21 protein-coding genes are annotated in these 18428 nt (G+C 58.5%); 12 read left to right on the top strand and 9 right to left on the bottom strand.

The genetic code is table 11. The features are described from left to right. The first annotated feature begins 39 nt into the window (after positions 1-39). The 3 genes from PYRFU_RS02890 (at position 40) to PYRFU_RS02900 (ending at position 2651) form a co-directional block, all read left to right on the top strand. The gene (locus PYRFU_RS02890) at positions 40-384 is read left to right on the top strand and encodes a hypothetical protein (protein WP_014026133.1); all 345 of its coding nucleotides are present in this window, start codon (positions 40-42) and stop codon (positions 382-384) included. 338 nt (positions 385-722) lie between these two features. After that, positions 723-1901: a Clp1/GlmU family protein gene (locus PYRFU_RS02895; protein ID WP_014026134.1), complete on the top strand. Its 1179-nt coding sequence runs from the start codon at positions 723-725 to the stop codon at positions 1899-1901. 162 nt (positions 1902-2063) lie between these two features. Then, complete coding sequence (locus PYRFU_RS02900) at positions 2064-2651, top strand: PaREP1 family protein (RefSeq protein WP_014026135.1); 588 nt, start codon at positions 2064-2066, stop codon at positions 2649-2651. Between the two features lie 142 nt (positions 2652-2793). Here PYRFU_RS02900 and PYRFU_RS02905 read toward each other — a convergent pair whose 3' ends face one another. Then, positions 2794-3213 carry a hypothetical protein gene (locus PYRFU_RS02905; protein ID WP_167827814.1) on the bottom strand — a complete coding sequence of 140 codons (420 nt, stop codon included), beginning with the start codon at positions 3211-3213 and terminating at the stop codon, positions 2794-2796. Positions 3214-3247: 34 nt separating this feature from the next. Here PYRFU_RS02905 and PYRFU_RS02910 point away from each other — a divergent pair, with 34 nt between their 5' ends. The 6 genes from PYRFU_RS02910 to PYRFU_RS02935 all read left to right on the top strand — a co-directional run bounded on the left by PYRFU_RS02910 (position 3248) and on the right by PYRFU_RS02935 (position 7519). Beyond that, on the top strand, positions 3248-3403 hold the full coding sequence (locus PYRFU_RS02910; protein ID WP_014026138.1) for a hypothetical protein: 156 nt from the start codon (positions 3248-3250) through the stop codon (positions 3401-3403). A gap of 324 nt (positions 3404-3727) precedes the next feature. Continuing rightward, positions 3728-4246 carry a PaREP1 family protein gene (locus PYRFU_RS02915; RefSeq protein ID WP_244403866.1) on the top strand — a complete coding sequence of 173 codons (519 nt, stop codon included), beginning with the start codon at positions 3728-3730 and terminating at the stop codon, positions 4244-4246. Positions 4247-4929: 683 nt separating this feature from the next. Further along, entirely contained in the window at positions 4930-5418 is a 489-nt protein-coding gene (locus PYRFU_RS02920) for a PaREP1 family protein (RefSeq protein ID WP_048191473.1), read from the top strand. A gap of 233 nt (positions 5419-5651) precedes the next feature. Further along, complete coding sequence (sfsA, locus tag PYRFU_RS02925; RefSeq protein WP_014026141.1) at positions 5652-6353, top strand: DNA/RNA nuclease SfsA; 702 nt, start codon at positions 5652-5654, stop codon at positions 6351-6353. Between the two features lie 147 nt (positions 6354-6500). After that, on the top strand, positions 6501-7139 hold the full coding sequence (locus PYRFU_RS02930) for a hypothetical protein (protein WP_014026142.1): 639 nt from the start codon (positions 6501-6503) through the stop codon (positions 7137-7139). Further along, a complete protein-coding gene (locus PYRFU_RS02935; protein ID WP_014026143.1) occupies positions 7136-7519 on the top strand; it encodes a transcriptional regulator in 384 nt (127 codons plus the stop codon). The genes PYRFU_RS02930 and PYRFU_RS02935 overlap by 4 nt, the downstream gene beginning before the upstream one ends. A 58-nt stretch (positions 7520-7577) precedes the next feature. On the opposite strand, the gene PYRFU_RS02940 is transcribed toward PYRFU_RS02935, so the two are convergent. The 5 genes from PYRFU_RS02940 to PYRFU_RS10410 all read right to left on the bottom strand — a co-directional run bounded on the left by PYRFU_RS02940 (position 7578) and on the right by PYRFU_RS10410 (position 12890). After that, on the bottom strand, positions 7578-7910 hold the full coding sequence (locus tag PYRFU_RS02940; RefSeq protein ID WP_014026144.1) for a DUF5518 domain-containing protein: 333 nt from the start codon (positions 7908-7910) through the stop codon (positions 7578-7580). 51 nt (positions 7911-7961) lie between these two features. Then, entirely contained in the window at positions 7962-8180 is a 219-nt protein-coding gene (locus PYRFU_RS10150; protein ID WP_167827815.1) for an EamA family transporter, read from the bottom strand. Further along, complete coding sequence (locus PYRFU_RS02945; protein WP_014026145.1) at positions 8126-8770, bottom strand: DMT family transporter; 645 nt, start codon at positions 8768-8770, stop codon at positions 8126-8128. Before PYRFU_RS02945 ends, PYRFU_RS10150 begins: the two co-directional genes overlap by 55 nt. 263 nt (positions 8771-9033) lie before the next feature. After that, positions 9034-10968 carry an anaerobic ribonucleoside triphosphate reductase gene (locus PYRFU_RS02950; protein ID WP_014026146.1) on the bottom strand — a complete coding sequence of 645 codons (1935 nt, stop codon included), beginning with the start codon at positions 10966-10968 and terminating at the stop codon, positions 9034-9036. 221 nt (positions 10969-11189) lie between these two features. After that, complete coding sequence (locus PYRFU_RS10410) at positions 11190-12890, bottom strand: hypothetical protein (protein WP_014026147.1); 1701 nt, start codon at positions 12888-12890, stop codon at positions 11190-11192. 432 nt (positions 12891-13322) lie between these two features. Here PYRFU_RS10410 and rpiA point away from each other — a divergent pair, with 432 nt between their 5' ends. Both rpiA and PYRFU_RS10160 read left to right on the top strand, forming a co-directional pair. After that, complete coding sequence (gene rpiA / locus PYRFU_RS02960) at positions 13323-14075, top strand: ribose 5-phosphate isomerase A (RefSeq protein WP_014026148.1); 753 nt, start codon at positions 13323-13325, stop codon at positions 14073-14075. Positions 14076-14130: 55 nt separating this feature from the next. Next, on the top strand, positions 14131-14556 hold the full coding sequence (locus PYRFU_RS10160; protein ID WP_014026149.1) for an SWIM zinc finger family protein: 426 nt from the start codon (positions 14131-14133) through the stop codon (positions 14554-14556). Here the strand turns inward: PYRFU_RS10160 and PYRFU_RS09840 are convergent. Next, positions 14459-15073 carry a hypothetical protein gene (locus PYRFU_RS09840; RefSeq protein ID WP_052296918.1) on the bottom strand — a complete coding sequence of 205 codons (615 nt, stop codon included), beginning with the start codon at positions 15071-15073 and terminating at the stop codon, positions 14459-14461. The genes PYRFU_RS10160 and PYRFU_RS09840 overlap by 98 nt on opposite strands. A 58-nt stretch (positions 15074-15131) precedes the next feature. On the opposite strand from PYRFU_RS09840, the gene PYRFU_RS02970 reads away from it, so the two are divergent. Beyond that, positions 15132-15515, top strand: coding sequence for a hypothetical protein (locus PYRFU_RS02970; protein WP_167827816.1), 384 nt, complete (start codon positions 15132-15134; stop codon positions 15513-15515). Between the two features lie 7 nt (positions 15516-15522). Here PYRFU_RS02970 and PYRFU_RS02975 read toward each other — a convergent pair whose 3' ends face one another. After that, positions 15523-16728, bottom strand: coding sequence for a pyridoxal phosphate-dependent aminotransferase (locus PYRFU_RS02975; RefSeq protein ID WP_014026152.1), 1206 nt, complete (start codon positions 16726-16728; stop codon positions 15523-15525). A 410-nt stretch (positions 16729-17138) separates the two neighbouring features. Beyond that, complete coding sequence (gene aroC, locus PYRFU_RS02980; protein ID WP_014026153.1) at positions 17139-18320, bottom strand: chorismate synthase; 1182 nt, start codon at positions 18318-18320, stop codon at positions 17139-17141. Positions 18321-18428 lie beyond the last annotated feature (108 nt).

Consider the following 18428-nt stretch of genomic DNA (forward strand, 5'->3'; position numbering starts at 1 on the left):
TATAAAGCGCTGTAAAACTCTGCCCGTTCGTGGATAGCGATGACGGGTTACCAGATACGCGTGGAGGATATTGTAAGTGCGCTACGCGCCCATATAGAGGTTTTAGAGAGGATAGTCGAGCTTCAGATAGAGTTCCTCGAGAAACACGGTGACGTTATAACCATACTCTCCAACGTTAGAAACCTCGAGAAGTACGTCTCGAACCTTAACGATGAGGATGCAAGCCTTCTTTTCCGTGCACTGCTAGCGTACAATAGGGCGATCTTAGATATAGCCTCGATGGGTGTTACGCTAAACGTATCCACTCTTGCAGAGCTGCGGGATAGACTAGCGGAGGTATCGGGAGAACTTCTCGATCTTCTCTCCAAGAGACGCAAGGAATAGAGATTACGAGATTACTGTTGATACATCGCCTGAGATGGTAACTAATCGGCAGCTGCTGTCACGCGAAGTGCTCGTCGTCAAGTAGTTGTCCGATTGGGGCCGTTAATAGCGTAAAACGGTTTAAAGCTGTTTAGTCTTCATGTCGCTCTCTGTGCACGCCATTATAGCCTAGGAGGGTGCCAGCATGTTGCAGCTGCTCTGCCGCGTTGCATGGATATGTTTCGGTTATCCCCAGTGCATTTCCTCGAGCAACGAGAGTACCTGACGCTTATTCGGCTAGAGGCCGAGTGGCACAGTTAACGTGTGAGGTTTGTCGCGTTTAGTCGTAGGGTTGTGTGTTGCGCGTCGCGCGTGAAGTTGTGAAGCTCGAGCCTGGCAGCGTGTTGTGGTTGTCTGGGCCGGTGCGCGTTCGCATCGTGGAGGGTGGCGTAGTTGCTGGTGGTGTTAGGGTTGGTGAGGGTTTTGAGTTTCTAGTGCAGGCCGAGAGGGGTGCCAGCATCTACGCTATAGACGAGTCTGCTACTGTTGAGCTTGTCGTGGGCGCCGGGGGTAGCTACCGTGTTGAGAAGGGTGGTGAGGCTGTTGGCTTGGCGCGTGAGTGGCTGAGGGTCGCGGAGGGCGTCGCGGAGATTGGTGCGAAGCTTGTGGCTGTGCTCGCGCCCGTGGAGTCCGGGAAGTCGACTCTATCCCTCTGGCTCGCAAATCGCCTTGGTGGTTGCTACGCTAGCCTGGATGCCGGGCAGAATGAGCTCGGAACCCCCGGCTATTTCTCGGCTACACCGATCGAGCACGTCGCCTTGTCCCCGAGAGACCTGGGTGCCAAGTGGGCGTGGCTGGTGGGGTGTAACGCGCCCGAGCATTGCCACTGGCCCGCTATGGCTGCCGCCGCGTCGCTAGCAAGGTTCACGCGCAGTGCATGCAAGGCGGTCGTGCTCGACACGGATGGTTTCGTGGATAGCGCTGGCCTGGTGTACAAGGCGTCTCTCCTCGAGGTGCTACGCCCTGACGCGGCAATTGTGATACGCAAGGGGCCTTGGATGAAGCTGCAGCAGATCGCGCGCATCTACTCGGATACCGTGCTGGAGGCTCCACCGGTGCCACCAAGCCTCGTTAGGAGTAGGTCGCGTGCCGAGAGGAGAGCCTACCGCGAGAGGATGTACAGGATGCTATTCCAGAACGCGGAGCGCGTCACGCTCAGCCTAGAGGATGTGGTGCTGCTGAACAGCGAGGTTGCGGGGTTCCCACAGCTCCCGGTGCAGGAGGATGCCTACCTCGCACCGGATGGCACGTTGAGGCTTGCTCAGAGGCAGCAGCTCCAAGGGTTACTCTCCAGCATAGTACTGCAGGAGGGATACGAGGTACCAGCGCTCCTAGAGCACCTCAGCGTACGATCCAAGAGCGTGACGCTACGCGTAGCATGGAAGCCTGAGGGTAAACCAGTGGCCGTGAAGCTCGGGTTCACGAGGCTCGTCGGATGGAGAGAAGAGAGGCTCCCACTACGCCCACACGCCGCGTAACCCGGTTGTTAACCGGTCCCGTCCAGCGCACGAGCAGTTGTAGTTCTTGACGCCGCGCACATCCACCGCCTCGACTGCCCCAGACATGCACGACTATGGAGCCGTTACCGTCGAGCCTGAAAGCCTTCTAGACCCCCTGAGCGTCCTTCTAGGGAAGTGTGGGTGACGACGCTGAACTCTGTAAGGTTGCTCGAACAGCCATTGCCGAGGCCTCGGCGAGACCCCACGGGCTATGCTAGTGCTCGAGTCCTAGAGGCCCTACTCGAGGCTCTCCTGGCTCTAAGGTTCCTCGAGGAGGGTTACACCAGGAACGCTGCAGGCAAGGCGTTCCAGGCGTGGCGGGCTCTCACAGGAGCACTGCTAGCCCTCGAGAGGGACAGGATACTGGAGAGTCTGAGGACCGAGGAGGAGAGAAGATGGCTAGAGGAGAAGGGTATACCACGAGTGCCCTCGTCAAGGCTCAAGCCGTTGGCAAGGCTAGTCGAAGAAGCAGGGTACAAAGACTACACGCATTACACGAGCACAGCGCTCGACCTCCACGACTATCAGTACCACGGGCCGGACCCCTCCGGCGACATGAGCAAATACCCTGATCCCGAAGAAGCGGCAAGAGACGTTACATCGATCCTGGCCAAACTGACTAGGATTGTAGAAGAGCATGCCAAGCCAAAGTTAGAGCAAGCGGGAAAATGGACACGTGAACATAGAGAAGCGTTGGAGATCCTAAAGCAGAAGCTGAGACGAGCCTAGTCCCTTCAAGCAGACCACCAGAGTATACTTCTCGGAAAACCTTTGCAAGAAACGTACTACAATTCTCCAATCCGGTAGAGTTCTATGGTGTTCGAAGTAACCATTGCTAGCATGTGCTTCCCCCTCGTATTCTCTAGTGCTCTTACACGTTCCTAGCAGGATTCTCAACATCGTCCCTCCTTACCGGTTCGGCTATACGAATTACTCCGTACTTCGCTCTTTCCTTAGGACAGAGTTCCGAGAAAATCACTATCCTGACTCGCCAACCTCCAGCTATAGCCAGCCACTCATGTGGAGCTATGCTAACCCTGGTTAAGTTTAATATTAGAACCTTTTGGGAGGACATCAGTGATAAAGAGCTTCTGCATTCCTCCCCTCTGAGCACATTCAAATACATTTCTCTAGCCTCGGGTAAAATCTCATTGAGGATATCTATGGCCCGCCTATAGACGCTGTTTTCGGGACACGAGCACATCCATACTATCATTTGTTTTTGTTGTAGTAGCTTGCGAATGGCTAGATATCTCTCCAGGAGCATGTCGGGTGACGTTACTCTCGCCATGCGGGGTGCCCAGAACACTGAGGTACGCGGATGTGTGGCGGCTGAGATACTGATGCAGGCCAAACACGGCTACGACAATAACTACTATGACGAGAAGAGTGTACACGATACCGGGCTTAGTTGTATGCAGATGAGACATGCTACCAGCCGTCTGCTTCAAGCTATGTACGTTAGCATTGTGATATTTTAAGGCTATTTTATAAGGTCTTGGCAGCCCTATCTACCCGCAAAATCTCTCTGCACCCCGCGTATCTCCTCTCCGACGACCTGTAGCTTATCCTAACGGAACCATGAGGCCTCGTGCCATGTAGACCCTCTCCGCCGACCTCCGAAGAACCCGGAAAATCCCCGAAAGACGTGAGGAGCGGCTTCCTTCGCTACATCCTCCGAGCACAAGGCTCTTTGGGTAAAATACGTCTATGTCGGTCTTGCTTGGTGTTAGGGTCTCGAATCACCTGGTTAGTAGGGTATGCTCTTAGCCGAGTTGCGTGCTTGGCAATTGTGGTGTAGTATAGTGGTCACTATTACCATTCCGCGGAGAGTTGTAGAGGCCATACGTAAACGTGGGCATGTGGATGTTGAGGCTTTCGTACTGGAGGCTATAGAGCAGACGCTAGGCCTCGACCCCCAGGAGGAGCTTGAAACACGCTTCTCTATCGCCGAGCATATGCTCAGGAGGGCTCGCGAAGAGCTTGAAGGGGGCGATCCTGTCCAGGCCTCGGAGAAGCTGTACAAGGCTGTCGAAGAGTGTATCAAGATATTAGCGTGCCTGAATGGTCTGGAGGAGTGCGATATAGCCAGGAGAGAGGGAGCGTGGTGGTCGAAGCTGCTTGGCAGAGCTGCACGTAGACTATCGCTGGCCCTAGGCGAGCCTCTAATAGTGGAGGCTTGGAGCCATGCCTATGATCTCCATGTTCACGGTTTCCACGAGCACGCTTACACGGTAGAGGAGGTTAGGGAGTCCCTACCGCTAGTCGAGAAGCTAGTGGAATACACGAGAAGGGCGTTAGAGGATACCAAGACGCGAAGATGACACACGCCTACACCGCGACGCACTCGTGTGGAGGACCTGCGGTCAACCAGATACTCCACTACAATATCTTAACCTTGGCCATCCTAAAAAGGCTCCTTAACAAACCTAGAATGGATTGTGACTCGTGTAGATGACTAGACGAGCGTTGTTTTAGAACTTAATGTGATCTTTGCATCCTCACAGTATACGGATGGATCTAGGCATAGAAACTCATCATGCCTAGCTTCGGGTCCCTGCCCAGCTAACTTCCTACCATGAGTCTCCACGTGTAGGGATTCTAACACCTGTGTTGAGAGTTTCCGCAGAAAAGAGTGTTTAAAAGCAGTGATAGCGCCTAGGACAAGGGTATGTTACGTGACTGTCGTGATACCAACGGAGGAGAACAAGAGGCTAAATCCAAGCCCTGCCCATGATGCATCTTAGCCCTGGTGAAGTGCACAGAGTTCATCTCGTAGATTAGGGAGGGCGACAGATGTTATCTTGGTTTAACGCCGTTCTTCCCCACGGAAAACTGCTACATCATTATTGCTAACAGTCTGAGTTAACAGATGCACTTATCATGTTCGGACTGCATGCACATGATGATTTTATAAGGCGATCATGATATGCTTGGAGTAGACCGTGAGCAGTGACGATAGCATTATTCCTGTGGGGCGTTGATATACTGGTCGGTGCCTACAGGGTTGGCATCTATTACTGTTAGTATCCCACGCAGCTTGGCTGAGCGTGCACGGAAGGAGGCTGAGAAGCTTGGCCTTGGGCTCGAGGAGTACATCATCGAGCTGCTGGCAGAGGGGCTAGATCCCAAGGATCGCGCACAGGAGTACGTTGAAGCTGCCCTTGAGCTGTTGGGGCAGGCGCGTGAGGAACTGGAACGAGGCGATATCCGCCAGGCTGCAGAGAAGCTCTGGGGCGCTACTGCGCTCGCAATAAAGGCTTATGCCTGGCTGAGAGACGGGAGAAGACTCGCGAGCCACGGCGAGCTGTGGGAGTACTCGAAAAGGCTCATTGATGAGCTTGGAGAGTGGGTGTTTGACGCGTGGATGGCTGCTAATGGGATGCATACGTGTTTCTATGAGGGGTGGTGTACGCGGGGCCATGTAGAGAGGGCTCTAAAGAGGATAGAGAGGCTGGTCCGGGAAGTCGCCACGCGGGTTAAGGCAGGGAGATAAGCCGGGGCGCCGCCTAAGTTGCCGCCTGGCAAGGGAGATTAGCAGTAGTATTCTGGTAGTGTTGCGTACGGCGGCCCCGCGGGGGTGTGGTTCCGACCAATTTGGGGAGGGTGTCCCCGTTGACCGGGGACGCCCTTGGCCGACCCGCGGGGCGCCTGACACGCTCTGCTCGTCCCGCGTTTGCATATGTCTTGGTGTGCTTGTGGCTCTCTGCTGCGGGGAGGTAGCTCTCCTTGCACTTGCTTCGTGTCGGTAGCGTCTACCCGTGTAGTGTCGTGCGGCGGGTGAACCGTTTTGTCGTCGAGGCGTACGTGGGTGGCAGCCTGGAGAGGGTCTACAATACGAACACTGGCCGCCTTGAGGATGTGCTGGTGCCTGGTGCTCGCGCGTTCTGCGCCGAGAGTACGTCGGGGAGGCTTAGGTATCGCCTGGTCGCCGTGGAGTATGGCGGTGGCTATGCGGTGATAGACACTAGGCTCCAGGAGGAGGCTTTCACGGTGGCAGTGGAGGTTGGCGCCATAGGCTGGCTTCGGGGCTGCCGCGTGGCACGCAGGAGGCCACGCCTCGCCAGGAGCGTACTGGACTACCTCCTAGAGTGTAGTGATGGCGAGGTGCTCGTGGAGCTTAAGAGTGCTGTGCTCCGAAGCCCTTGGGGCGAGGCGCTCTACCCCGACTGCCCCACCGAGCGGGGCAGAAGACACCTCGAGGAGCTCGCCTGGGCTGCGCGGCGAGGGATGCGCGTAGCCGTGGTGTTCGTTGCTGGCTTCCCAGGTGCGAGGATAGTGCGGCCTAACCCAGCGGGCGACCCCGAGCTACCTGGCAAGCTGCTGGAGGCCTTGAGGGAGGGCGTGGAGGCGCACGGCATAGGCCTCGAGTACGATCCCCTCACATCCTCCATACTACTCTATAACGACAACATGCCGGTTGTACCCTAAGCGAGGCGCGCGAACTTGTAAAGCAGTGTGCTTGGCGGTGAAGACGATGAGTCGTTTTGTGGCTCCTTGTGCCTCTTTCTGCGAGGCAGAGCCTCAACTCTCGATATACGTCGCTGCTGGACTCTCTAGAGAGTGTTGGTGGTAGAGGTGGAGAGTGGTAATCTGGCGGGTCTGCTCGAGAGGATAGAGAGGGTGTTGAGAAGCGTCGAGTTCATCTATGCTAATCTGAGCTTCATTATCTGGCTCCCGCCGTTGGCTCTCACCGGTCTACTCTTCACACTACGCGTGTCACGCGAATTGGCGTCGATGATCGTCCCGGTCATCTGGTTCACAGCGATACCCTTCATCATATGGGCGTTGTCTAGACTTGCCTCGAGGATGGCTCTCCTAGCAGGCGATAGGGGCGAGAGAAGATGCGGCAGAGCAAACGTGGTGATAATAGCGGCGTGGGTGCTGGCGTTCATCCTAGTGATGCCATTAGCGGTAAATGTCCTACACGTGCTTGGCTTCAACCCTGATGTAGTCTCGCCGGTGGCTTACCTCGTGGCTATCTCGACGGGTGTGGCTGGGATCAGTATAGCAGAGTGTATGTGCTCCACACGGCCATACTCACTCGTAGCGCTCCTCATGATGATTATGGCTGCAACCGCGATATTAGCGGGCGCATCTAGGAGCCCGTGGGACACCGCGGTATACGCGGTAGCTCTCTCGTACAGCACCGTTGCGACGATATATGCCGTGAAGGCGGTATCCCTCCTCACGGGCAAGGAGGAGCAGAGAAAGTGACGCACAGCGATATTGCGAGCATTCTAGAAGGGTTGCGGAGGTCGCCTCTAAACGCGCCGGTACGCCTAGCGGTAATGGTAATACTCGTTTACCGCGGCGAGATAGAGTTCAACGAGCTTCAGAAGATACTCGGGGTAAAGCCGGGCCTACTCTGGTCGCACATCGAGAAGCTACACCGGGATGGCCTGGTAGTGTACAAGAGGAGGTTTACGGCTAGAGGCCCGAGGTTGACCATACGTGCCACTAGCAAGGGTGTCATGGAGACACTCGGGTACATTCGACTCCTCCGTAGCCTGCTCTCAACGGCGCCAGAGAGAGCCGCAGACGCTATGATAGTGGAGCAGCGGGAAGACGACAAACTCGGGCAGGCACCGGGCTAGGCTGGAGGCTCTCAACGCTAAGAGCGTCATGGGGGTAGGTGCACTGTGTTTATGGTCTTCACCTTCTGCCAGCGAGTAATCCACCTATGAGACCGCCTATCCCGCAGAGTACGGCTGGTAGCACCGCGGCGGCTACCAGACCAAGGCCGAGTAGCCAGCCTGCGAGGACGCCGAGACCGCCCGCTAGAATACCACCCACGACTGTCAACGCTATGGCGAGCAGTATTGCACCTAGAAGGCCGCCTATGAACCCTACTATGAAGCCTCCACCCGCGCCCCGCTTAGCCACGTATCCCCCGACGAACCCGGCCAGTAGTTGACCCGCCACCGGGAGCCACACCAGGAATATGTTAAGCACGAAGGTTACGAGTATTCCTGCTAGGTAGCCCATTGTTCAACCCTTATAGGAGATTATTAGCAACGGTTGCTTAAAACGTCCGCGTCAGCTGCCAGATTGCCGGTTTTGTAATGCTGCTGTGACCGCCGACGCTAGGACTAGCGTGATGCCCGTGAATTGCAAGATGCTCGTCTTGTAGCCGAGTGTGAGTGAGAGCGTGACTGCCGTCACGGGCTCGAGGGTCGAGATTATCGATGCTCTGGGTGCACCTATGAGTGCCACGCCACGTATGTAGAGGGTGTATGCAGCGATGCCCGGTAGCACGGCAAGCACCAGGGGGTATACCAGGGGGCCATGGCTGCACAGCTACTTAGCAGGCAGAGGGGTGCCACTGGCGCGAGGGCAGCACCCTGCGCTATCAACGCTACCGGGAGGGGCGTGGAGCCGACGCGCCCGCTGTAGAGTATCAGGAGTGCGTAGAGGAGAGCGCTAACAATGGCAACCGTGACGCCGGGTCCCGTTGAGAGAGGTGCGCCTAGTGCAAGCCACACGCCAAACACGCTGAGAGCCGCTAGGAGCAACACTCCGCGCGATGCTCTGGAAGCCAGCGATACTATCAGTGGCGCCGTGTGGAGAGCAGCCGCGGCCACCGGCGCACCGTTAACCCAGACGCTAGCAAGGTAGGAGACCCTCATGGAGCCCAGCAACACACCATACACTAAGCCCCGTGGCGCCAACGTCCTCCAACGTAGACAGGCAGCAATAGACACTGGGAGAGCGACAAGATGAGAGTAGAAGGCGAGAGAGACGACACCCCACCCGTCACTATACGCGAGCATGGCTACCGGCGCTATCAAACCCCAAAGGACGGAAGCAAAGGCAACCAAAAGAGCGCCATACGCGCCGCGCGCCAATACCGCATACCGTTGGTCAGAGGGTTTTGAGGGGAAGATCTGAGACTCTCTATCAACAAGAACATCACATTTCGCTACATCGCGTACCTCTAGTGCCGCCAGCGGCTAGGGCTTAGACTTGCGACGGGGATGAGAAGCCACTCAGCTACTTCAAAGCCGCGTGTGCGGGAGGTTATGGTTCCCGTGTGGCTTTCTGGATAGGCTTTTTCCACAACGCGTTTCTAACGGCGGGAGGGTCGAATCGGTGACGAGCTGGTGCTCTGTTAGGGTTTGAATCCGGTGTCGTGTGGCTTGTATCCGCCGGTGCTGGTGTAGTGCCAGCGGTGGGCGAACTCCCTTCTCCTTGGCAGGCTCCAGGTCTTGTTGACTGGGCGGTAGTAGCCTATGATCCTCGACCAGATCTCGGTCTGGGCGCCGCACCTTGGGCAGGCTGTGTGGATGCCGACGCCGCTCCAGCCGCACCTGGGGCAGACGCTTATGGCTGGTGTGTAGCTCCAGTAGACTAGGTTGGTGTTCGCTGTTAGTCTTCTCGTTAGGCTTGCGAGTGCCTCTGGGTCGGGCTCCTCGCCTAGGAAGATGTGCATCATGACTCCTCCGGTGAATACGGGTTGCACCCTCTCCTCGACCTCGACACGCTCCCATAGCTCCATCGGCGCGTAGTAGGGTGCTATGCTCGTGGAGTAAATGGGCTCCTCCCTGTCCGGGAGGTAGTCGAGCATCCACGGGTAGAGTCTGGTGTCCCTCCTGGCTAGCTTAGCCGCGGCTGATTCGCCCGGCACCTCCTCCACGTTGAAGGGGACGCTGGTCTCGATGCTCCAGCGTCTGGTCTCGGCTACGACCCTCTCCACGAACTTCTTCATCCACTCTGCGGCGCGTAGCCAGTCGCGCCTAGAGCCCTCCGTCCACAGCCTCGGGTCGCCCTCGATTATCGCGGCTGCCTCGGGCAGCCCGAGTATACCCACGGTGAGGAAGTATGGGCTCCCGGTTAGCTTGAACACCTCGGGTATGTACTCGAGCGGCATCTGGTAGAAGCTCGGGTGCTCCCTGGCTAGCCTCGCGTACCTCTCAGCGAACCATAGTAGCCCTTCCCTCACTATACCCAGGACCATGTCCAGAAGCTCCTCTAGCCTCTCGTCGTCACGGTCGGCTTCAACCACAAGCCTCGGCACGTTAAGGGTGACGACAGCCTTGGAGCCGGTTACGTCTGGCAGCGCCCAGACGCCACCCATCCTCTGCTTCTCAAGGTTGCGGATGTACTCCTCCCTAGCCTCCTCGAGCTCCCTCCTAAGGTTGCGTATCCTGAAGCTCTTCGGGCCTGCTCTCAGCGCGACCCTCAGCTCGTTCATGTCAATGTTTATCCTGCAGCACATCGCGAAGCTCGCATCGGGGTCTACTACTCGCGTGTTGAGCCAGTAGCCGGTCCCCTTCCTGGCAGCTGCTGTAAACACAGCCTCGAATAGCTCCGGGTCCTCGAAGAGGAGCTTGGATGTCGTCATGTACGTTGGTATGGGGAACGTGAAGGGCCTCCCCGCCGCGTCGCCCCCAGCGTGTATCTCTGCAAGCGCCCTTGTGAAGAGCACCGCCTCGTCCAGGTACTCGCCCAGCTTGCCAACCTCGACGCCCCCGTGTATAGCCGGGTCGCGCTCCAGCTTCTTGCGAGACGCGTCAAGGACGACAGTGAAGTTGGTGAATGGTGTCTGCATCCCAGCCCTGCTCGGGAAGTTCAAGTTGTAGATTAGGCGCTGGACGCCCTGCTTCACAGCACTGTAGTCGAGCCCATCGCGCCTTATGAACGGACCCGCGTATAGCTCAACGGCGCCGAAGGCCTGCGCCCCGGAGAAGTAGTGCTGCATCGCAACAAGATAGTTAGCCACGTGGTCCACGTACGTGTCGAAGTGCCGGGCAGGCCTAGCGGTGATAGTCGGCGTCTCTAGCCCCTTGCGCAGCAGCCTCTCAACGCTATGACCGCTACAGTAGGGCACGAAGAGCGCGTAGGGCAGCTTGTGTATGTAGATGAGGCCCGTCTCGTGTAGCTTGTAGAGCCTTGCTGGCAGAGCATCTGCTATGAGAGGCTCAAGTGCCTTCTCGGCGACGTGCGTCAGTAGCCCCGTCGGCCCGGGGTACCGGTTAGCATTCTCGAGGACATCCAGGCTGCTCCTCTCAAGGTACTCTGCAACTACTCTGCTACTCCTGGCCACTCTACTAGCACCCAGAGGGTAGGAGGGCGTATTACGATACTAGGGGAGACGCGGGGGTACGGGAGCCAACCAGTATCCCCCTGGTGACACCCAGGCGGGTCAAGGAGCCGGAGTGGGTACCCCCGTCGCGCCTGGCACCGTTGTGCTGAAGCCCAGACCCGGTTAGGGAGAAAAGAGGTGCACAGGGTTAAAAACAGTGTAGTGTCCCTTTTCTCTCGACGCTACCTCCTCTTGATAGCAACGGCCACCAGGGCTGCGACTACTGCAGCCACAACAGCAGCGAGTATAGCCGTGTTCATTATTCCGCCTTCCTCCGCAGCGCTTGTGATGCCCTCCGTCTCGCCCACAGTGCCCGTGGTACTCTCCATATGCTTCTCCTCGTGAGTCTCTGTGTGTATCTCTTTCTCTACCTCGGTGTGTATCTCTGTGTGGCTCGCGTGTGTCGTAGTGTGCATCTCGGTTTCGGTTTCACTCTCGATCTCGACCTCTGTCTCGCTCTCTGTCACTGTCGTCTTCTTGGTGCTCGTAGTCGATGTTGTCTCGGTTGTGGTCGTGGTAGTGGTGGTTGTTGTAGTGCTTACAGTTGTGGTCGTGGTTGTCGTTGTTGTGGTCTCAGTGGTTGTCGTCTCGGTCTCCTCTGACGGCGCTACAACCGCGAATATCGTGAAGTGCGTCGTGTTGACTTCTACGACGCCATTCTGGGCGTCGATCACGCGGGTTGGCAGCGGGTGCCAGCCGGTACCATCATTGTACATCACGATGGCGTTCGGTGGTATCGGGTGACCTAGGCGTAGGCGTAGCGTTACCGTCTCGCGGAACTGGTGCCTTGGCTCCAGCTTGACCGCAGCCATTACACGGTAGCCCTTCGGGGGCGTTGTGACGTTGACACCCTCAGCGGTGATGTAGTGTGGCGAGACTGCACCCGCGTTTATCGTGAGGTTGAGTTCCTGGCCGGCTGCTAGCATTAGGGATAGCCTCACCCTAGCCCTAATCCTGCCATGCTCGTCCTCGAGTGCAACGAGGCTAACATAGACTGGCGGCATCCTGGATATGTTGACGTCGGGCGCCTCTACAACAAGGCTCGTAGTGTTCGGTAAGAGTGCTAGCATGAGGCGCGTCCTTACCCTCAGCAGCTCGAGCGCCCTAACCCTGACCCTCACGCACTCGCCCTCGACGCTTACAGTGGCGTTAGGCGCGTCGAGCACGCGTACCCTGGTCTCGCCCCACACTGGCGCCGCACCAACCACAACATCGTCCACTATCTTCACGGCGACGCCGTGCACAGCGAGCACATGCACTGGTGGCGCGTAGGCTAGCGTTACTCTATACTCGGCTGTAGTCTCGTCAGGGCTGAGCGTAGCTACGATCAGGGTGGCGTTGGGCATGTAGAGTGCAGCTTGGCCCCAGTAGCCGGTTCTAAGCATCAACCCGGTTGCGTTGCCGGCAGCGTGTCCGCCTCTGGGCCCGCCGGCCCTAGTGGCGTTCCCCGCGAGGATGCTACAGTTCACGTGGTGCTTGACGCACACCTTGGCGAGGAGCTTCACCGGCGGTATAGTCACATTGCTCTTCAGAACCTCTACGTTGTCGCTAGCGTCTACAACCTTCACCCATGGCGGCAGAACCTCGAATACCTTCACGACCTCGTCCTCGGCTAGACTGGCGTTTAGGACCAGTCTCACCGTGAGCACCGCGCCGGTCTTGATGCTATCCGGCTCTAGGAACTGGGTGACCAAGATGTTACGAGGATGGCCCCTGGCCACATTGACCGGCGCCGTAACGTTCCTACCCTTACCAGCCGCTCCCTGACCCGGGCTAGGCTGCTGGCCATGAGGCCCAGCAGCATACACAACAGCTGCCGCGGCAGCCACCGTGATAGCAACTAACAGTAGTAGTGCCGCTGCGCGTAAACCACTCGACACCATATGGTCACCCTACAACAGGTATGGGAGGGGCCTGCTTTAAGGCGAAAAGGCACAATCCGAGCGCAGCAGCTATAAAGGATGCCAGCCGGAGGTGTTGACATCATTACAATACTCGCTATTTAAGGGTATTGTGTTGGCGTCACCACCGACTCACTAGGAGTATGTTGCTCTGCTTTTTAATCAGATGCCGCGATTTAGGAGGTGCGCGTCCGGGAACATTGTGATTAATAGATAAGCGGGTTGCCGGTTCCAGCTATGACTCGTGGCGGGATGCCCGCGCGTTCCAGCGCTGAGAACGTGATGACTCACCTTCCGCCCCTGGGTCCACCGCCGCAACAATAACCCAGACGCTCATTAGTACGCACGGTGTGCATCCCGCCGGTGGGTCGTGCTTTTCCCGTGTAGGCTTCACGTGCTACCCGGGTGCAGCGCGTGGGTAGCGCTGGTAAGCGTGTCGCAGCGCGCACCGTAGCCGAGATGCTTCTATCAGAGTTTCGTGATGCGCGTGTTGTTGGTGTCGGTACGGGCTCTACCGTAGCCCTCGTGCTAGAGGAGCTTGCAAGGCTCGACCCTAGCTTCTTCGCCGGGCGCGTGTTCCTCGCGACCAGTCTCGATACGCTGTTGCGGTTGAAGAGTCTCGGCGCCTCTAGTGTCTCGCTGGGCGTACAGACCGCAACACCCGAGGTTTACTTCGACGGTGCTGATGAGGTGGTGCTTGGAGAGGGGTGCCCCGCTATAAAGGGGAGGGGTGCAGCGCTATACCTCGAGAAGCTCCTGGCCCACTATAGCAGCTTCTCGATAATGGTTGTCGACGAGTCTAAGGTTTCGAAGCGTCTCGGCGAGCTGGGTAAACCAGTGCCACTAGACGCGGATCCACTGGCACTCGCAGGCATCGAGAACACATTGAGACGCATGGGTGTTAGGTTCTCGCTGCGCGAGGCGGGAGGCAAAGACGGCCCGGTGGTTAGCGACACGGGGGGCATCGTGATAGACGTTGACGTCAAGGACGTTGATGACGTTGTGGCTCTCGGTGCTAGGCTTGAGAGCCTGCCGGGTGTCAGGGCGTCCGGCGTCTTCGCCGGGGTATTCGACAGGGTGGTTGTGGGTTACGATGATGGTAGGAGTGTCGTGTTCGACTGCCGCCGGGGTGTTACGGGGGCAGAGGGTTCGGCGCCTCGCGCTTAGATGCTAGCATTGGGGTGGGGGTATCGAGAGGATTGCTAGGCTCCTAGCTGAGGCGTTGAAGAGGCCGCCCAGCGAGGCGGTGGCGGCCGCCAGGGAGGGGAGAGTATACCTCCTCGATGATCATCTAGACCTATGGCTGGTTAGGGGCAAGCACGGGGATTATGTTGTTGTGCGCGGGTTGTACTGTAGCTGCCCGTGGTTCCAGGCGAGGGTGCTACCGGGACTATCAGACCGCCTATGCTACCACATCGTCGCGGTTGAGCTGGTCGCCCGGGGCATAGAGGGGCGGGCAAAGAGGCTGAGAGGACTGAACCTGGATGTTGAAAATGTTGTCCTCGAGGCGGTGTTGGACGGGTTCTCGAGGAGCCTCCGGCTAGCCGAGTCTAGGGCTGCTGTAGGCTCTTCGCGAGATCAACAAGCTTCGTTGCAATCTCGTATAGCTTCGCGGTGGTCTCTGCAACAGTCTTACCCTCAAGCTTGAACTCGGCGGTGTAGTTCCTCTTGGTCTGGTCATACTTCACCCTCATCTCGAAGCTGACTGGGCCATAGAGCCTCGCTCGGACCTCCTCACCCTCGAGTTTCACCTCGACGCCCCTCTCCTCGAGGTTCCGGAGCGCGTTGTAGACGAGGCCCAGCTTCGTCTCCGGCTTCTCGCCGACAACACCCTTCAACTCCTTCAGCCTAGCCTCGGCCGCCTCCACAACCTCCTTGTACTCGCTGTACCTCTTCTTCACCTCCTCGAGGATGTGTATGAGCACCTCCTCCGCCTTCGCGCCACGCAACACCGTCACGACGTCGTCGAAGTCGCGGCTTCTGAGGTAGTCTGCAAGCCTCCTAGGGTCGCCGCCGAACGCGCTGAACTTGTACTTCTCCTCAGCGTAGCCTATACTCTTCCTGACGTCATCCACTATCTGGCGCGGCAGGCTATGCTCCGCCAGCACCCTATTCACTATATGTCTAAGGAAGTCTACTTTCTCAGCTTGTTTGGCAGTGGACATTCTCCGGACACCCGGGTACACTAGCGTCGCGCCACCGGGTTAAATTATGGGGTTGTGGGTGCATCGTGCGCCGCGGGGAGACGTGCCAATGGAGTTCTGGTCGAGAGTGAGGCACCGCGGCGTGAAGGCGGTGGAGGTTGTGAGGGGCGGCGGGATAGCGGGGGGTGACGTGATAGTCGTGGAGGAGGATAAGGAGGGGAGGTTGATGGGCTTCAACCGGTACCGCCTCTCTACGCGCATATCGAGGATAATCGTGGAGGGGGAGTGGCCCTGTGAGGGTGACGAGAGGCGCGTCCTCTTCGAGCCGATCGACGGCCGCTATCCGGACGTCACGCTAGTCTTCTGCCCGTCCTGCGAGGAGACCACACTCGTGATACGTGTTGAGGGTGGCGCGGGGGGTCAGGAGCGCCCGGCTGACTCGTCACAGGTCAGGCCCGCCTAGTAGCTCTTCACGCCCCCCGCGTTGCCAGCTCTCCTATCCTCGCAGCCGCCTCCCTAAGCCTTGACTCCGGCGCGGTGAGGCTAACACGGATGTAGCCTCTCCACTCCTCTCCGAACACGGTGCCCGGGACGGCCAGCACACCAACCTCTCTGGCCATCAGCTCTACGAGCCTCTCTGCGCTCCCCACGCCGAGCTTCTCTATGAGGCGCTCTACCCTCGGGAATAGGAAGAAGCCAGCAGCGGGCTCATAGACGTCGATGAGATCCTCTAGCTGTGAGAGGGCCTCGGTGAAGACGCGCGCCCTCCGCCCGTAGAGCTTACGCACTCTCTCCACATACTCGACCATATCTTCGCGGTACGCTGTGATGTACTTGGCTACGGCTAGCTGGATGAACCTGGGGATGCCAGTGTAGACGTTCGAATTGAAGAAGACGGTCGCCTTTACAACCTCGCGTGGCGCGTAGAGGAAGCCGACGCGCCAGCCAGGGATAGCAAGGGTCTTCGAGAACGACTCGAGGTGTATGACTCTCTCTTCGCCGAGGAGGCGTAGGAGCGGGACGTGTTCACCGCGGAACACGAGCCACGAGTACACCTCATCGCTGAGCACGAGTGTGTTATGCTCCGAGGCAAGATCCCCTATCAGCTTGAGCGTCTCCCTATCAAGGTGGAGGCCCGTGGGGTTATGCGGTGTGTTCACGATAACGAGGCACGGCTTGTGCTCCTCAAACGCCTTCTTCACCTCATCCTCGTCGATGAAAAGCCTCCCGCCGTCCCACCTTAGCCTAGCCATAACGGGCTTCACTCCTAGCATGCGCGCCGCGTTCACGTACGCGTAGAAGTGTGGAGTCAGCACAAGCATGGCATCGCCGTGGTCACAGACGGAGTATATGGCGGCGGCTATGCCCGGCTTAGCACCTGCAAGCGCAACGACACGCTCTGGCTCAGCATCGACACCGTAAAAGTCGCGCATGTAGGATGCTACGGCCTCGCGATACTCGGCTAGACCTTGTGGCGGCGGGTAGCGGGAGGCTCCTACACCCCTAGCCTCGGTCGCCAGAAGCTCCACGAGAGTCTGTGGAGGGGTTACATCGGGCTGACCTAGGGTGAGGTCTATCACCGGTTTCCGTTTAGCCTCGGAAGCCAACTGCGCAAATGCCATTGTGGTGGCGCCGCTAGAGCTGTCCTCAAGGAACCTCCTCGATACCCTCGCCACCCTACAGTCAGCCCAGCATTCACGAGCAGACCTCCAGGTATATCACGCCTCTCCCGCGGCCCGCAAGCAACTGGGGCAACACCACTCAATCAAGCGTGACGCGCGCCACTAGGCCGGCGCGACCCGCGAATAACCCCAGGGGTTATCCTAGACCGTGTACACGGCGGGCCGCTGGGTGGGGACTACACACCCTTACCCGAAGCCCCCGGAGGGGCGGCGGGGGCAGTGACGAGAGTGGCCAGGGCCGACTGCGGCCCGCCGCCTCTACGGATAATACACCCACACGAGGCAAGCCAAAGGAGAATCATCTCGTATGTTCCAGCCTACTAGCCTACCCGTTCCAACACTTAGCCTGGCTGGTTAGGCGGGGCCTCTGCCAGCCATCCTCTCGTCACTGTTCAGCTAACAGCTTACTCTTCACCGGCCCAGGCTGGCCACGGGTAGAGCCGCTCCCAATCAGCGTTTATCCTCTCTACGTGCTCCTCCCCGAGTCTATTAGGCGGTATCATAGCGTTGCGTAGCATGTGGTCGGCGAGCGTGATTGCCACCATAGCCTCGGCCACCGCCACGGCGCGCACCACTAGAGCGGGGTCGTGGCGGCCCTTCACGCTTATCGTGTCCGGCCTGTTCTCGCACAGGTTCCACGTTTCGATGGGCCTTGGTATGCTGCTGGTCGGCTTGAAGGCTATGCGCAGGCGTATCGGGGTGCCAACGCTCAGCCCGCCAAGCATACCCCCGTGAGCGGGGCCAACCGGCCTAGGCTGGCCGTTGACGAGTCTTATCGGGTCTCTCGCCTCGCTACCCTTCATCCTCGCGAGGCGAAAACCGAGGCCAACCTCGAAGCCCACTGCACCCGGTATACTCATCAACGCCTTCGCGAGGTCCGCCTTGAGTTTATCGAAGACCGGGTCGCCTAGGCCTGGAGGCACCCCGAACGCCACCACCTCCACTACGCCGCCTAGGCTGTCGCCCTCCGCCCTAGCCTCCTCGATCACCCTCATCACCTCCTGCTCTAGACGCCTATCGTGGACCCTCACCGGGCTATGCCTGGCAGCCAGAAACTCCTCAACACTAGGCTCCGCACGTGGATCCACGAGCTCTAAGCCGCCGATCTCGGCAAGCCTCCCGTAGACAGTCAAGCCGGCCGCGAGGAGCAGCTTCTTGGCCACGGCTCCAGCCGCAACCCTCCCTACAGTCTCCCTGCCAGACGCCCTCCCGCCGCCCCGGTAGTCCCAGTTCTCCCACCCGTACTTCAGGACGTAGGCCAGGTCCGCGTGACCAGGGCGCGGCTTGCAACGCACCTCCTCGTAGGGCCTCGAGTCCACATCCCGATTCCACACCACAATCGCTATGGGGTGCCCGGTGGTCCGCCCCTCGAACACACCCGAGAGTATCTCTGGCTTGTCGGGCTCCCTCCTCGCCGTCGCCCACCGGTGCCCAGGCCTACGCAAGAGAAGCTCCTTGTACACGTCGCGCTCAGAGAGAGGCATCCCAGCCGGCACACCATCGACAACCACGCCAAGCGCACTGCCGTGGCTCTCGCCGAAGGTCGTCACGCGAAAGAGAAGCCCAAAGCTACTACCAGCTGACAACACCTAACCCTCTAGGCGCCACTCCCAGACCCTCGTTATAGAGGATGACCCTTGTAGAGCTGCACGGAAACACGCTGATAATATCGCTGTCACTCATTATCTGGTAGT

This window comes from Pyrolobus fumarii 1A (assembly GCF_000223395.1).
In the GTDB taxonomy this organism is placed as follows: Archaea; Thermoproteota; Thermoprotei_A; order Sulfolobales; family Pyrodictiaceae; genus Pyrolobus; species Pyrolobus fumarii.